This is a genomic window from Thioalkalivibrio sp. ALMg9, from assembly GCF_000380625.1.
In the GTDB taxonomy this organism is placed as follows: Bacteria; Pseudomonadota; Gammaproteobacteria; order Ectothiorhodospirales; family Ectothiorhodospiraceae; genus Thioalkalivibrio; species Thioalkalivibrio versutus.
Genome location: NZ_AQYC01000009.1, coordinates 932,316 through 946,516 on the forward strand (window position 1 = coordinate 932,316; position 14,201 = coordinate 946,516).

General features: G+C 67.6%; 17 protein-coding genes. 9 read left to right on the forward strand and 8 right to left on the reverse strand.

What is annotated here, in order from left to right:
• The first annotated feature begins 31 nt into the window (after positions 1-31).
• Positions 32-658, forward strand: coding sequence for a hemerythrin domain-containing protein (locus F792_RS0113520; RefSeq protein ID WP_018170051.1), 627 nt, complete (start codon positions 32-34; stop codon positions 656-658).
• Complete coding sequence (locus F792_RS0113525) at positions 651-1,370, forward strand: hemerythrin domain-containing protein (protein ID WP_018170052.1); 720 nt, start codon at positions 651-653, stop codon at positions 1,368-1,370. Before F792_RS0113520 ends, F792_RS0113525 begins: the two co-directional genes overlap by 8 nt.
• Before the next feature lie 43 nt (positions 1,371-1,413).
• On the opposite strand, the gene F792_RS0113530 is transcribed toward F792_RS0113525, so the two are convergent.
• From F792_RS0113530 to rluB, 4 genes are all read right to left on the reverse strand, one after another.
• Positions 1,414-2,601, reverse strand: a complete 1,188-nt coding sequence (locus F792_RS0113530) for a nitrate/nitrite transporter (protein WP_018170053.1) — start codon at positions 2,599-2,601, stop codon at positions 1,414-1,416.
• A 42-nt stretch (positions 2,602-2,643) separates the two neighbouring features.
• Positions 2,644-2,859, reverse strand: a complete 216-nt coding sequence (locus F792_RS0113535) for a lipopolysaccharide assembly protein LapA domain-containing protein (protein WP_018144183.1) — start codon at positions 2,857-2,859, stop codon at positions 2,644-2,646.
• Between the two features lie 79 nt (positions 2,860-2,938).
• Complete coding sequence (locus F792_RS0113540; protein WP_018170054.1) at positions 2,939-3,580, reverse strand: endonuclease III domain-containing protein; 642 nt, start codon at positions 3,578-3,580, stop codon at positions 2,939-2,941.
• Positions 3,581-3,585: 5 nt separating this feature from the next.
• Positions 3,586-4,590 (reverse strand): 23S rRNA pseudouridine(2605) synthase RluB, encoded by a 1,005-nt coding sequence (rluB, locus tag F792_RS0113545; protein ID WP_018170055.1) that lies wholly within the window; start codon positions 4,588-4,590, stop codon positions 3,586-3,588.
• Positions 4,591-4,649: 59 nt separating this feature from the next.
• Here rluB and moaB point away from each other — a divergent pair, with 59 nt between their 5' ends.
• Complete coding sequence (gene moaB, locus F792_RS0113550) at positions 4,650-5,186, forward strand: molybdenum cofactor biosynthesis protein B (RefSeq protein WP_018170056.1); 537 nt, start codon at positions 4,650-4,652, stop codon at positions 5,184-5,186.
• Positions 5,187-5,196: 10 nt separating this feature from the next.
• On the opposite strand, the gene F792_RS0113555 is transcribed toward moaB, so the two are convergent.
• From F792_RS0113555 to F792_RS0113570, 4 genes are all read right to left on the reverse strand, one after another.
• Positions 5,197-5,625 (reverse strand): DUF488 domain-containing protein, encoded by a 429-nt coding sequence (locus F792_RS0113555; protein ID WP_018170057.1) that lies wholly within the window; start codon positions 5,623-5,625, stop codon positions 5,197-5,199.
• 7 nt (positions 5,626-5,632) lie between these two features.
• Complete coding sequence (locus tag F792_RS0113560) at positions 5,633-7,417, reverse strand: N-acetylglutaminylglutamine amidotransferase (protein WP_018170058.1); 1,785 nt, start codon at positions 7,415-7,417, stop codon at positions 5,633-5,635.
• 100 nt (positions 7,418-7,517) lie between these two features.
• Entirely contained in the window at positions 7,518-8,411 is an 894-nt protein-coding gene (locus tag F792_RS0113565; RefSeq protein WP_255346784.1) for a LysR family transcriptional regulator, read from the reverse strand.
• A 298-nt stretch (positions 8,412-8,709) separates the two neighbouring features.
• The gene (locus tag F792_RS0113570) at positions 8,710-9,099 is read right to left on the reverse strand and encodes a hypothetical protein (RefSeq protein ID WP_018144190.1); all 390 of its coding nucleotides are present in this window, start codon (positions 9,097-9,099) and stop codon (positions 8,710-8,712) included.
• A 47-nt stretch (positions 9,100-9,146) separates the two neighbouring features.
• On the opposite strand from F792_RS0113570, the gene sohB reads away from it, so the two are divergent.
• The 6 genes from sohB to F792_RS0113600 all read left to right on the forward strand — a co-directional run bounded on the left by sohB (position 9,147) and on the right by F792_RS0113600 (position 14,154).
• A complete protein-coding gene (gene sohB / locus F792_RS0113575; protein ID WP_018170059.1) occupies positions 9,147-10,232 on the forward strand; it encodes a protease SohB in 1,086 nt (361 codons plus the stop codon).
• 78 nt (positions 10,233-10,310) lie between these two features.
• The gene (locus F792_RS0113580) at positions 10,311-10,814 is read left to right on the forward strand and encodes a DsrE family protein (protein WP_018170060.1); all 504 of its coding nucleotides are present in this window, start codon (positions 10,311-10,313) and stop codon (positions 10,812-10,814) included.
• A gap of 194 nt (positions 10,815-11,008) precedes the next feature.
• Entirely contained in the window at positions 11,009-11,473 is a 465-nt protein-coding gene (locus F792_RS0113585) for a DUF302 domain-containing protein (protein WP_018170061.1), read from the forward strand.
• Positions 11,474-11,577: 104 nt separating this feature from the next.
• Positions 11,578-12,081 (forward strand): ATP-dependent zinc protease, encoded by a 504-nt coding sequence (locus F792_RS0113590; protein WP_018170062.1) that lies wholly within the window; start codon positions 11,578-11,580, stop codon positions 12,079-12,081.
• Positions 12,078-12,983 carry a 30S ribosomal protein S6--L-glutamate ligase gene (gene rimK, locus F792_RS0113595; RefSeq protein WP_018144195.1) on the forward strand — a complete coding sequence of 302 codons (906 nt, stop codon included), beginning with the start codon at positions 12,078-12,080 and terminating at the stop codon, positions 12,981-12,983. Before F792_RS0113590 ends, rimK begins: the two co-directional genes overlap by 4 nt.
• A 97-nt stretch (positions 12,984-13,080) precedes the next feature.
• A complete protein-coding gene (locus F792_RS0113600) occupies positions 13,081-14,154 on the forward strand; it encodes a succinylglutamate desuccinylase/aspartoacylase family protein (protein WP_038034714.1) in 1,074 nt (357 codons plus the stop codon).
• The last annotated feature ends 47 nt before the right edge of the window (positions 14,155-14,201 follow it).

The window sequence follows — 14,201 nt, forward strand, 5'->3', positions numbered from 1 at the left end:
ACAGCATACTTTAAGCTATATTCAGTTTACATTGATCGAGATCAAGACGGGGCGCGAGCGCTTCGGCGAAAGTCGCCTGCTTGTTGACCACTCTGCGAAGGTCCGATACCCCATGCACGCGCAACTCCACGAAAGTGTTCCCGGATTCCAGCAGCCCATCGAGTTGCTGCGGGCGTGCCATCGCCGAATCCTCAACTCTCTGGACATCCTCGAGCGCCTGCCCGCCCATTTGGCCGACAAAGGCGCCGACGAAGAGGCCCGAGGCGCCGCGCAACGGGTCCTGAACTACTTTCACGAGGCAGCGCCCAACCACCACGCGGACGAGGACCAGGACCTGTTCCCCGTGCTGCGCCAGCACTGTGGCCACCCCGAGAGTCATCCGCAACTGTGCGAATGGCTGGACCGCCTGACCGCCGAACATGACGAGATCGAGGCCGGCTGGGATCGACTGGAGCCGGCCCTGCAACGCATCGCCGCGGGCCAGCCGGCGGACCTCGACGGGGCCGACGCCTGGATACGCCAATACCGCATCCACCTCGATCTGGAAGAGCGCGCCGTACTCCCCTTTGCCGAGCACCTGCTAAGCCCGGAAGACCGCCGCGCCATCGGTGCCGCCATGGCCGCACGCCGGGGCATCACGGGCGCAGACCGTGGCTGAATTCGTACTCGACCTCCGCGGCCTGGCCGAACATGCCCACACCCGCGCCTACTACACCCTGCGCGAACTGCGCAGCGGTCAGGTCTTCGAGGTCTGGCTGGATCAGGAACCGAAGATGCTGATGGACGCGGTCAGCCTGCAGCTGCGTCAGGCCATCCACTGGCGGGTGCTCGAAGACGGCCCGCCCTTGTGGAAGCTCGCGGTACAACGCCGCGAGGACGTCGCCCCGGTGGACCTGGTCGACCTGCTGGAACGCGATCACCTGCGCATCGACCGCCTGTTCGCCAGCGCCCTGCACAAGGTCAACGCCGGCGACCTGGAAGGCGCGGCGCCGGATTTCCACGCCTATGTCGACGGCCTGCGTCGCCACGTGGAGGTGGAAAACGAACTGATCGTCCCCCTGCTGGACCTGCCCCGCAGCCCGAACGGCCAGGATCCCACCTCGATCATGCTGCGCGAGCACGACGAGATCCTGGAACAGACCGCGATGCTGGAACACGAATTCAGCGAAGGCGCGGACGAGGCCTGGGCCGTGGCCCCGTTCTTCGCCCTGATCTCCGGCGCGCTGGCCAAGCACGAGGGCCGCGAGGAACAGAACCTGTTCCCGCACTGGAGCCGCGCCCTGCGCGAACAACCCGATGCCGCCGCCGAGTTGCTTGAACGCGCCCAGACCCTGCTAACGGCACCCGACCCGGCACCCCACAGCAACTGAGCGCCCCGCATGGCTGCGCGGCCGCCGCAGCCCGGCACTCGAGTCAATCCACGGCTTCCCGGGCGCGATGCGGCGCCGACAGGCGCGCCAGCGCCCAAAGCCCCAGCAACGGGCCGGGCAGCAACAGCCACAGGACCCAAACCCCGCCATCCGCCCATAACCAGCCGGTCAGCCAGATGCCCGGCAAGGTCAGCGCAAAGCCGATTGCATTCATCACGCTCAACGCGGAACCCACGGCATCCTCCGGCGCGCTGTCCGCGGCCAGCGCGGAGAACTGGGGCGAGTCCGCGATCACCGTGAGCCCCCACAGCGCCAGGAGGCTGAACAGCAACCAGGGCGACTGCCCCGCAAGCAGCGGGTACAGCAGACAGGCCAGGCCCGAGGTTGCCAGTGCCACCCGCGCCACACGCAGGCTTCCCAGGCCCCGACTCAGGCGACCGCCCCAGACACAGCCCGCCAGACCCAACGCGATCACGCCAAAGGCCAGCCACGGAATCAGGGCCGCATCGGCCTCCATCCGTGCAAGCTCACGGGCTACCAGCAGAGGCACCAGCGTCCAGAACGCATACAGTTCCCAGCAGTGCCCGAAGTAGCCCCCGGCCACGGCGCGAAAATCCCGCCGTGCCAGGGCATGGAAGCCCTTCCCGAGCCCCGGCGTGCGCCCCGGTGGCGGCAGATGCGGGCCATCCCCCAGACGCAGGATCATCAGCGCGGCCAGCAGGGCCAGGCCCGAGGCCAGAAGCACGGGCACCGCCCACGGGAAATCGAGCGTGGCGCCACGCAGCAGATGCGGGAGCGCGGTCCCCAGGGTCAGCATTCCGAGCAGCCAGGACAGCGCCCAGCCCTTGTACTGCGGGGTCCAGCCGATTACCAGCTTCATGCCCAGCGGATAGACCCCGGCCAGTGCCAGCCCGACCAGAAAGCGCGTCAGCAGGGCCAGCTCCCAGACGCCGGCGAGCAGGATGAAGATGGCGTTGAGCCCGGCCCCGAAAAGCGCCGAAATGGCGAACACACGACTGGCGCGAAAGCGATCCGCCAGCCCCGTGGCGGCGACCGCCAGGGTCCCGGTGATGAAACCGAGCTGGGTGGCCATCGTGAGCCAGCCGATCTCGGCGGGCGACCACCCCAGTGCCTGCTGCAGCGACAGCCCGACCCCGTTGACCGAAAACCACAGCGACGTCCCGAACAGCTGCGCCACCACGATCACCGCCAGCGGATGGCGGCGGATCATGTCAGCCATCGAGGGATGCCGCCCCGAAGGACACCACGCGGCTCAACGACTGGCGCCGCGTATCCAGCGCTTCAGCAACGCGACCAGGGCACCCCCGGAGACCAGGCCCAGCAGGTAGATTCCGACAATCAGCAGCGCCAGTGGCAGGGTTACGTACAGGGTGAGGAAGTTAAGCGTTACGAGACGCAGGTTCTGGATCGCAAAGATCGCAACCACCGCGACGAACACGATAATCAACAGGGTGTACAGGTAACGCATGGGACCTCCCTGGTCAGTCGGACATGCCTCTCAGGTTCCGGCGCCCCGCCGCGGGCGTCAACCGGCCGGGCGGTGGGTTTCAGGCCTCGGCGTGGGTGCAGTGCCGCCGCACCGGACAGGCATCACAGCGCGGCCGTGGCCGGCAGCGCTCCTTGCCATGTTCCACGATCAGCGCATGCAGGTCGTTCAGCGCCGCCACATCCGGCCCCAGTGCCACCTCGACGTGCGCGCGCAGCGCATCGTACGGAGCCCGTGCCTGCGGCAGGTCCAGACGTTCGAACAACCGGCGGGTATAGGCATCCACCACGAACACCGGGCGCCCGAAGGCGTACAGCACGATATCGTCGGCGGTCTCCGGCCCGACACCCTTGACCCCCAGCAGCGCCGCGCGCAGCGCGTCGGTGTCCAGCGCCGCCAGACCCTCAATCCCGCCGGACGCCTCCAGGAAGGCCAGCAGGTGGCGCAAGCGATCCGCCTTCACGTTGAAATAGCCACTGGGACGAATGTGTTCGGCCAACTCTTCCCGGCTCAGGGCCATCAAGCCCTCCGGCGACAGCGCGTCGATACCGCGCAAGTTGGCCAGCGCCTTCTCGACGTTGGTCCAGCTGGTGTTCTGCGTCAGCACCGCGCCGACCATCACCTCGAACGCCGTCTCCGCCGGCCACCACTGCAGGTCGCCGTACTCCGCGCGCAGGGCATCCAGAAGCTCGGGGATCCGCACGGGGGCTACCGCTGACGGCTACCGCCCGGTTTGCCACCGCCGCCCGAGCGGCCGCCGGGTCGACCTCCCGCAGGCTTCGCGCCCCGGGAGCCGCCGCGCCCCGCGGGGGACGAAGACTTGCCCGGCTTCTTCGGCGGCGACGAACTCCAGCCGTCCTCGCGCGCCGCCCGGCTGGTGCGGGCCTTGCCCGCCGGCGCCGCCTTGCCGGGGCGTTGATCCCGCGGTTTGCCGCGCGGATCGCGTCGCGGGCCGCCGCGACCGCGCGTGCGCACGGAGTCCGGCACGGGCAGGTCCGCCGCCTCGTACAACCCGGCCACCTCGCGGGTCTCCAGATCCCGCACCGCACCGGTCTTCAGCCCGTGCCCGAGGACCACCGGCCCGTAGCGCACCCGGATCAGGCGGCTGACCGTGACCCCGACCGCATCCCACAGGCGGCGCACCAGCCGGTTGCGGCCTTCGCTGACCACCACATGAAACCAGTGATTGGCGCCTTCCCCACCCTGCTCCTCCAGACTGTCGAAATGGGCCGCGCCATCCTCCAGTTCCACGCCTTCGCGCAGCATGTCCTGGGTCGCCGGCGGCACCTCGCCCAGCACGCGCACCGCGTACTCGCGTTCCAGGGCCATGCTCGGGTGCATCAGCCGGTTGGCCAGTTCGCCATCGGTGGTGAACAGCAACAGGCCCGAGGTATTCAGATCCAGCCGGCCCACGGCCACCCAGCGCTGCCCCTTCAACCGCGGCAGGCTGGCAAACACCGGCCGCCGCCCCTCGGGGTCCGAGCGGCTGCAGATCTCGCCCACCGGCTTGTGATACACGATCCACCGATGCGGATGCTCCGGGCGCCGCACGATGCGCCCGCGCACGCGGATCACGTCGTGCTCGTCGACCTGGTCGCCCAGCTTCACGGTGCGGTTGTTCACCTGCACCTCGCCGCGCTCGATCCAGCCCTCGATCTCGCGCCGCGAACCCAGCCCGCGCGCCGCCAGGACCTTCTGTACCCGCTCCGACATTCCCGGAACTCCAGCAACTCATTAAGATGGACGCCACGATACACCAACAGGACGTTGCCATGACCGATTCCGCGCCGGAAACCACGCCCGTCAAGACACCGCTGAACATCGCCGTGCTCACCGTCTCCGACAGCCGCGAACTCGCGGAGGATCGCTCCGGCGACGCCCTGGTGGAACGCCTTGAAAGCGCCGGTCACCGGCTGGCCGAGCGCAAGATCGTGAAGGACGACATCTATGCCATCCGCGCCGAACTCTCGCGCTGGATCGCCGATCCCGCTATCGACGCGGTGCTGACCACCGGCGGCACCGGCATTACCGGCCGCGACGGCACCCCCGAGGCCGCATCGGTCCTGCTGGACAAGACCATCGAGGGCTTCGGCGAGCTGTTCCGCATGCTCTCCTTCGACGAGATCGGAACCTCCAGCCTGCAGTCGCGCGCCCTGTCCGGCGTCGCCAACGGGACCTATCTCTTCGTGCTGCCGGGCTCCACCGGCGCCTGCCGCACCGCCTGGGACCGCATCATCCAGGCCCAGCTCGACGACCGCACCATGCCCTGCAACCTCACCATGCTGATGCCGCGCCTGAAGGAGGTTTGACGAGACACGATCAATCCGGGGCCGGCCCGGACTCGTCGGGCGCGAAGCATACCGGCGAGGCGCGCTCGCCCGTTGGTTCCTCCTCGGCCCGTTCGGCGTCGAGGAGGGCACGCAGGACCGCCACATGGCTGTGCTCGACGTCCCGGGTTGCCGTCAGCAGCGTCAGGCGGCCGTGACGGGCATACCCCAGCAAGCGGCCCCAGGCCTCGGGCGCCGCTCCCAGTTCCGCCCGGTACCGGCGACAGAACTCGCGCCAGCGCTCCACATCGTGGCCGAACCAGCGTCGCAGGTCGGTGGACGGAGCGAGCGACTTTTCCCAGGCGTCCAGCAGGAGCGCCGACTTTTTCACCCCGCGCGGCCACAGGCGATCGACCAGCACACGCGTCCCATCCCCGGGATCGACCGGGTCATAGACGCGCCGGATCCGCACCCGTTCCATACGGCGATTACCGGTCCACGTGGGTCTGCAACCAGTACTCCAGCAGGGCGGCGTGCCAGAGCTTGGAGCCCTGGATGCGGGTGAAGTACTGATCGGGCGCATCCAGCAGCTTGTCGATGTAGGCCGGCTGATAGAGGCCCCGCTCGCGCGAGGCGCGCGAGGTGAGGATGTCGCGCATGAACTCGAGGAAGTCACCGCGTACGTACTTCAGTGCCGGCACCGGGAAGTAGCCCTTGGGCCGGTCCAGCACCGCGTCCGGTAGCCGGCCACGAGCGATGCGGCGCAGCACGTCCTTGCCGCCATCGCCCAGCTTCAGATGCGGCGGCATCGCGGCGGCGGTCTCGACCAGCTCGTGGTCCAGGAACGGCACCCGCGCCTCCAGGCCGAAGGCCATGGTCATGTTGTCCACGCGCTTGACCGGGTCGTCCACGATCAGCGTGGTCACGTCCAGCGCCAGCACGGCGTCGATGAAGGAATCCGCGCGGTCGGTCTCCAGTTCGGCGAACTGCTCGCGCAGCCAGTCACCAGTGACGTCGTTCGCCGGCGGGTGACGCAGCATCTCGGCCATCTCCGGATGATCGCGGTCGAAGTAGTGGCGCCGGAAGCGTTCCACCCAGTCGCCATGGCGATCCTCCGCCATCTGCGGATACCAGAAGTAGCCGCCGAAGACCTCATCGGCGCCCTGACCGGACTGCACGACCTTCACATGCTGCGAGACCTGCTCGGACAGCAGGTAGAACGCGACCGCATCCTGGCCGAACATCGGCTCGGCCATGGCACCCACCGCCTCCGGCAACCGGGCCAGCACCTGGTCGTTGGGGATCAGCGTGGCCTGATGGTCGGTCGCATAGCGCTCGGCGACGGGGTCGGAATACTCGAACTCGGAGCCCTTCTCCTCCGGCTGGTCTTCGAAGCCGACGGTAAAGGTCCGCAGGTCCTGGGCGCCCTCCTCCATCGCCAGCGCGACCAGCAGGGAGGAATCCAGCCCACCGGAGAGCAGCACGCCGACGGGCACATCGGCCACCTCCAGCCGCTTGCGCACCGCCTGGCGCAGCGAATGCTCGATGCGTTCCTGCCACTCGCCGTCCGATACCGGCTCGGACGGGCGGTGTGCATGCAGCGTCCAGTAGCGCTGCAACCGCTCCTGGCCCCGCGCGTCGATGCTCAGGTAGTGCCCCGGCTCCAACTTGCGGATGCCGCGCAGCACGGTGCGCGGCGCGGGCACCACCGCGTGCAGCGAGAACAGCATGTGCAGGGCCTCCGCATCCAGCTCGGTGTCCACGTCGCCGGCCGCCAGCAGCGCCTGGGTGTTGGAGGCGAAGCGGATGCCCTCACCGACGCGGGCCAGGTACAGCGGCTTGATGCCCATGCGGTCGCGCGCCAGCAACAGACGCTGGGCGTTGCCATCGAACAGTGCGAACGCGAACATCCCATGCAGTCGGGCGACGATGCCCTCGCCCCACTCGGCGTAGCCGCGCAGGATGACCTCGGTGTCGCCGGTGGAGAAGAAGCGGTGGCCGCGTCCTTCCAGTTCGCTGCGCAGCGCACGGAAGTTGTAGATCGCGCCGTTGAACACCAGCGCAAGCCCGGTCTCCGGATCGAACATCGGCTGGTGCGCGCGCTGCGACAGGTCCAGGATCGACAGCCGCCGGTGGCCGAGGGCGACCCGACCAGAAGCCCACAGGCCGTCGGCATCCGGCCCGCGCCGTTCCAGACAGGGCAGCATGCGCGCGACCGCCTCGCCGCTCGCGCGCCGTTCACCCCAGACGAATTCTCCTGCGATCCCGCACATGATTGGTTCCTTGCTGGTTGGGACTTCTTGGGTTGTGCTTCGTGGCCATCGTCCGACGCGGGCGGGGCTTCGCGGGCAAACCCGCTCCCCCAAGCGGCGATCAGGACGATCGCTCGGTTCGAAACGCCTGCTCCAGTGCGTCCATCAGGGACTGACTGGCCGCGCCGGCGCGGTCGCGATCGGCATGTGTAATGTAGAACGGCACCGCATGCCGCGCCCCGGCCTCCAGATTCAGTTCGACCAGGCCTCCCGCGGCAAGATCCTCGGCGATCCGGTCCTCCGGCATCCAGGCGAAGCCGATCCCGGAGCGCAGGATCTCGCAGGCCGTACCCATGTGCGACACCGTCCAGCGCTGGTCCGCCTCCACCCAGCCGCCCTCACCGGAGGCCTGGGCACCCGAGTCCCGCACCACGACCTGGCGGTGCGGCTGCAGATCGCGCCGGGTCAGCGGCGCTTCACCCTGCGCCAGGGGATGCGAAGGGTGCGCCACGCACACCATCGACAACTCGCCCAGGCAGGTCCCGAGGTAGCCGGATGGCAGTTCCGGACCCAGCAGGATGTCCACCGCCGCTTCGCGCAGCAGATCCGGCCCACCGCTCAGCACCACCTCGTGCAGCTGGATGCGAGTGGCCGGGTAGGCCCGCGAGAAGACCTCCAGGGCCCCGATCACTGGCGCCCGCGGCAGGAGCTGATCCACTGCCAACCGGATTTCGGATTCCACCCCGGCGGCCAGCGCACCGGCCAGGGTCTCGATCTCCGCCGCCTCTTCCAGCAGGTGGCCGGCCCGGCGCAACAGCGCCGCGCCGGCCGCGGTAAGCACCGCCTTGCGGCCCTTGATCTCGAAGACGTCGACGCCCAGCTGTTCTTCCAGCTTTTGCACCGCGTGGTTGATGCTCGACGGACTCTTGTGCACCCGTTCCGCAGCCCGCGCAAAGCCCCCGGCGTCCACCACCGCCTGCAGCATGCGCCACTGTTCGAGAGTGACGCGGATCAATCTACCCGCTCGCGCTGGTGCCCCGGGTTTCCCGGGACCTGGCGCGGCGCGCCACCGAGCGTGATGCTACCGGCCGATTCTGGTCTGTCTTGGGTCGCAACACAGGGTCGGGAAACCTGGGGCATCAACCCCACACACCATTGCATGACGCGCCGCGGCCGCGTTTGCCTTCTACTAACGTTGGGCCCGCTGGCGGCGTTGCGCGTCCCTTGTGCAGAGCGAGGGCATGGCAGTCGCTCTGCCGGGTCCGCGAGCACAATCGACTCGAGCACGAACGGGACCATTGATGCGCGCACCCCTAGTGTTCCTCGGGGCAGCCGCAGCCCGGATTGTGGGTCCGCGCATGCCATTCCTCGCGCATGCGGGCATAGGCCGCGCCGGTCAGCAGGACCAGGTGTACGGTGGAGGGGTAGATCCGCCCGTCCAGGCGCAGGGTCTCGGTGAGCTCGGGGTCGCGGCCTTCCGGGATGTAGAAGAAGTCCACGCCCTCGCGCAGCTGATGCTTGCGCGCCTTGAACAGACGGAAGGCCGTGCCCTTGGGCACGCCGTTCCATGCATCGACCTGGCGCAGACTCAGGGTCGCATACCCGGCATGGATGATCGGCTCCGGCGTCGGCCCGGCCGCGGAACCTTCCTGGCCGTGAAACCGTCCCGCGCTACGAGGGTCTTCAACTGTATCGGTATCCATGCTGGCATTATGCCTGCGCGGACATCCCGGCTCATCAAGGACACCCAATGGAATTTCTTCAGGAATACGGACTTTTCGTCGCCAAGGCCGCCACGGCCGTCATCGCCGGGCTCATTGTGTTGAGTGCGATCGCCGGCCTGGTCGGCCGGTCGCGCGAGGGCAAGCCGGACCGGTTGCACGTCAAACGCCTGAACGATCGTTTCGAGCGGATGGAGAAGACCGTGCGCCGGGCGGTGGAGCGCCGCCGCGGGCGGGTGGAACGCCTGCGCCACTGGGCCGCACGCAAGCTGCCGCGCAAGGGGATGGGGGACTCGACCGCCACAACCGAAACCGAACAGACCGACAAGCTCGGTGGCACCCGTTCCGACCGCGAGGCGGATGCCGAACGCTCGCGCGTGTACGTCCTGCGCTTCGACGGTGATATCCGCGCCTCCAGCGTCGAGAGCCTGCGCGAGGAGGTCACCGCCATCCTCACCATGGCGCGACCGGAACAGGACCGCGCCATCGTCTGCCTGGAGAGCCCCGGCGGGCTGGTGCCCTCCTACGGGCTCGCGGCCGCCCAGCTGGCACGCCTGCGCGAAGCCGGGCTGGACCTGACCGTGGCGGTGGACCGCGTCGCCGCCAGCGGCGGCTACATGATGGCTGCGGTCGGTCACCGCATTGTCGCCGCGCCATTCGCGGTGCTCGGCTCGATTGGCGTGGTCGCCCAGATCCCCAACTTTCACCGCTGGTTGTCGCGCAACGATATCGACATCGAACTGCTGACCGCAGGCGAATACAAGCGCACCCTGACCATGCTTGGCGAGAACACCGACGAGGGCCGCAAGAAATTCCGCGAACAACTGGAAGAGGCCCACGAGCTGTTCAAGACCTTTCTCGCCCGCTACCGCCCGCAACTGGACCTGGACCAGGTCGCCACCGGCGAACACTGGTACGGCGAACAGGCCCGCGAGATGGGGCTGGCCGACGAACTGCGCACCAGCGACGATCTGCTGCTGGAGCTGACCCGCGAGGCGGACGTATTCGAGCTGATCTACCATCGTCCGCAGACCCTGGGCCGGCGCATCACCTTTGCGATGGAATCCATCCTCGAGCGCGTTTTGCGCACCCAGGGGCCGGAAACCCGGATGTAAAGCCCACCTGCCGGGGAACGCTTCGGCGGGCGAGAACGTCAACCCCACACGAACTACTACAAAAATCGGAGCCCCCCCATGAAACGAAACAACCGCCCACTGACCCGTCTTCTGCTGATCCTGCTGGCCGCCGCCAGCCTCCTGGCCACGCCGCTTGTGGTCGGCGCGGACGACAACCTGCCCTGGGGCTCGGCCGAAAAGATGGACCGGCAGTACGATCCCCGCAAGGTGGTCTACGACGTGTATACCAGCAGCCCCAGCGAACTGGAGGGCGTACTGGACCGCGTGAGCATGCTGAACAACATCTACGAGGCGGACCCGTTCGAATCGCACATCGTCCTGGTGCTGCACGGTGCCGAGGTCCCGTATTTCACTCGCGACGAGTTCGGCGAGCACGAGGAACTGATGCGCCGCGCCCGCTCGCTCACCCAGGCCGGCAATATCGAGTTCCGCATGTGCGAGGCCTCGGCGCGCCTGCGCGGCATCGACGTGGAAGACGTGCATGGCTTCGTGAACGTAGTACCGATGGCCGATGCCGAGATCATCGAACTACAGCACGAAGGCTATCTGCTGATGCAGTAATCCTCGAGCGGTGTTCGGCCACCCAGGGCCGAACACCGCACACGGGCGTCGTCCCACGACCCGATCACGCTTCCGCCGACCGGTCGCTGAAAATTCTGCATGGGTCGCCTACCTTTTCCGGACGTGATGACGAAACCACCCGGTCGATCGTCGCCACCCGCTCGACGCGCCCATTACTGCACGAGGACGTTGTCATGAAGAAGACGCTACTGACCGCTCTGTTGCCCCTGGCCCTGATCGCGACCCCGGCGCTGGCCGCCGACGTACCCGGGATGATCGCCAAGGCCAGCCCGCATTCCGCCTCCGAGACCCTGGATCGGCTGGAGAATGCCCTGGCAGCCAACGATATCGGCGTCGCCTTGCGCTGGGACCACGCCGCCAAGGCGGACGGCGTGGATATCGAACTCGGCCCGACCGAACTCCTGATGTTCGGCAACCCCGCGCTCGGCAGCCACTTGTTCACCAGCCAGCAGACCGCCGGCATCGACTTGCCGATGAAGGCGCTGGCGTGGACCGACGCAGACGGCCAGACCTGGCTCGCCTACAACGATCCGGAATGGATGGCCGAGCGCCACGGCATCGACGACCGCGATGACATCCTCGATACCATGAGCAACGCGCTGGACAATCTGACCAACGCGGCAATCGCCGAGGACTGAGCACCTGCTCGATCCCCGCCGCACGGGCGCAGCCCCGCTGAGGTTCACTCGCGCCGGGCGGGCGATTGGTTATAGTGAGGCTTCCATCCTTTCCGGGAGCCGACGTGAATCGCCCGTCCCCTTCCAGCCAGACCTCACCCGACATCCGCGACCGGCCCATCCTCGGCTGGCGCGAATGGGTCGGCCTGCCCGACCTCGGCATCCCCGCGATCAAGTGCAAGGTCGATACCGGAGCCCGCAGTTCCGCGCTGCATACCTTCCAGATCGAACCCTTCACGCGTGATGACCATGATTGGGTGCGCTTCGGCATCCACCCCCACCAGCACGATACCGAGACCGAAATGTGGTGCGAGGCGCCGGTGCTGGATGTCCGCAAGGTGACGGATTCCGGCGGGCACACCGGGGAGCGCTACTTCATCGCCACCCGGGTGCAACTCGGTGCCGTAGTACTGCCAGTTGAACTCTCCCTGACCAGCCGCGATACCATGCTCTTTCGCATGCTGCTCGGCCGCGAGGCCATGCGCGGTCGCTTTCTTGTCGATCCCCAGGCCTCGTTTGTCGCCAGCCACCGACCGCAAATCCCTACAGCCCAGCAGGCGCCTGAATGAAACTCGGCATCCTTTCGCGCAACAGCAAACTCTATTCCACCCGACGCCTGGTCGAGGCGGCCGAACAGCGCGGCCACGAGGTCCGTGTGGTGGATCCGTTGCGCTGCTACATGAACATCACCGCGCACAGCCCGCAGATCCACTACAAGGGCGACATCCTCGACCAGTTCAACGCGGTCATCCCGCGGATCGGGGCATCGATCACCTTCTACGGGACCGCCATCCTGCGCCAGTTCGAGATGATGAACGTCTACCCGTTGAACGAGTCGGTGGCCATCTCGCGTTCGCGCGACAAACTGCGCAGCCTGCAGTTGCTCTCGCGCCGCGGCATCGGCCTGCCGGTGACCGGGTTTGCCCACTCGCCGGACGACATCGATGACCTGCTGGCGACCGTGGGCGGCGCGCCCTGCGTGATCAAGCTGCTGGAAGGCACGCAGGGGCTGGGCGTGGTGCTCGCCGAGACCAAGCAGGCGGCCGAGAGCGTGATCCAGGCCTTCATGGGCCTGAAGCAGCACATCCTGGTGCAGGAATACATCCAGGAGGCCAAGGGCTCGGATATCCGCTGCTTCGTGATCGGCGACAAGGTGGTCGCGGCGATGAAGCGCCAGGCCAAGGACGGCGAGTTCCGCTCCAACCTGCACCGCGGCGGCAGCGCCTCCCTGTGCCGCATCACCCCGGAAGAACGTGCCACCGCGGTACGCGCGGCCAAGGTCATGGGCCTGAACGTCTGTGGCGTGGATCTGCTGCGCTCCAACCATGGCGCGGTGGTGATGGAGGTGAACTCCTCGCCCGGCCTGGAGGGCATCGAGAATGCCTCGGGCAAGGACGTGGCGGGCATGATCATCGAGTTCATCGAGAAGAACGCCAAGCCCAACCGGACGAAGACCAAAGGGAGCGGCTAGTGTCCTCGAGTCGCAAGGCTACACGTCACTCGCAGCGGGTGGACCGCACGCAAGAACGACCCGCGCGTGCGTTTGCACATTGTTCGGTGGCTCCCTGATGCCCGGCATACCCCGGTCGCTGCGCAACAAGCCGATCACCATTGGTGGCACCACCGTCCGCCCCGGCGAGCGGCGCACGGTGGAACTGGAACTGGGAGCGCTGTACACCCACACCCCGACCAACATGCCGGTACAGGTGCTGTGCGGTCGGCGCAAAGGGCCCGTGCTGTTTGTCAGCGCCGCCATCCACGGCGACGAGATCAACGGCGTCGAGATCATCCGCCGCCTGCTGAAAGTCCCGGCCCTGCGGCGCATGAAGGGAAGCCTGATTGCCATCCCTGTGGTCAACATGCACGGCTTCATCAACCAGAGCCGCTACCTGCCCGACCGGCGTGACCTGAACCGCTGTTTCCCCGGCTCGCAGAAGGGCTCACTGGGGGCTCGCGTTGCGCGCCTGTTCATGCGCGAAATCGTGCAGAACAGTACCCATGGCATCGACCTGCACACCGGCGCCATCCACCGCTCCAACCTGCCGCAGATCCGCGCCAACCTCGATCACGCCGAGACCCTCGATCTGGCGCGCGCCTTCGGGGCCCCGGTGATTCTCAACTCGGCCCTGCGCGACGGCTCCCTGCGCGAGGCCGCCGCGGAACGGGAAGTCCCCATCCTGCTGTACGAGGCCGGCGAGGCCCTGCGCTTCGACGAGCTCTCCATCCGCGGCGGGGTGCACGGCATCATCGAGGTGATGCGCCATCTGGGCATGCTGCCGGCCGTACGCCGGCGCCCGCGCAAGGAACCCATCATGGCGCGCACCAGCGGCTGGGTCCGCGCGCCCCAAAGCGGCATCCTGCGCACCTTCGTGCGCCACGGGGACCGCGTGGTCCGCGACCAGACCCGCCTGGCGATCATCTCCGACCCGTTTGGCGAAACCGAGACCGAGATCCTCGCCCCGGCCTCCGGCATCATCATTGGTCAGCTCAACCTGCCGCTGATCAACGAGGGCGATGCGCTGTTCCACATCGCCCAGTTCAACCGTACGGACCTCGCCGTGGAACGCCTGGAGACCTTTCAGGAAAACCTGGAGGCCAGCGACTACCCCTACGCCGATCAGCAGCGGCTCGAGACACCCTGAAGGAGACGCTGAGGGACACGCCGGGGCGCGGCTCTTGCGCCGGCTAT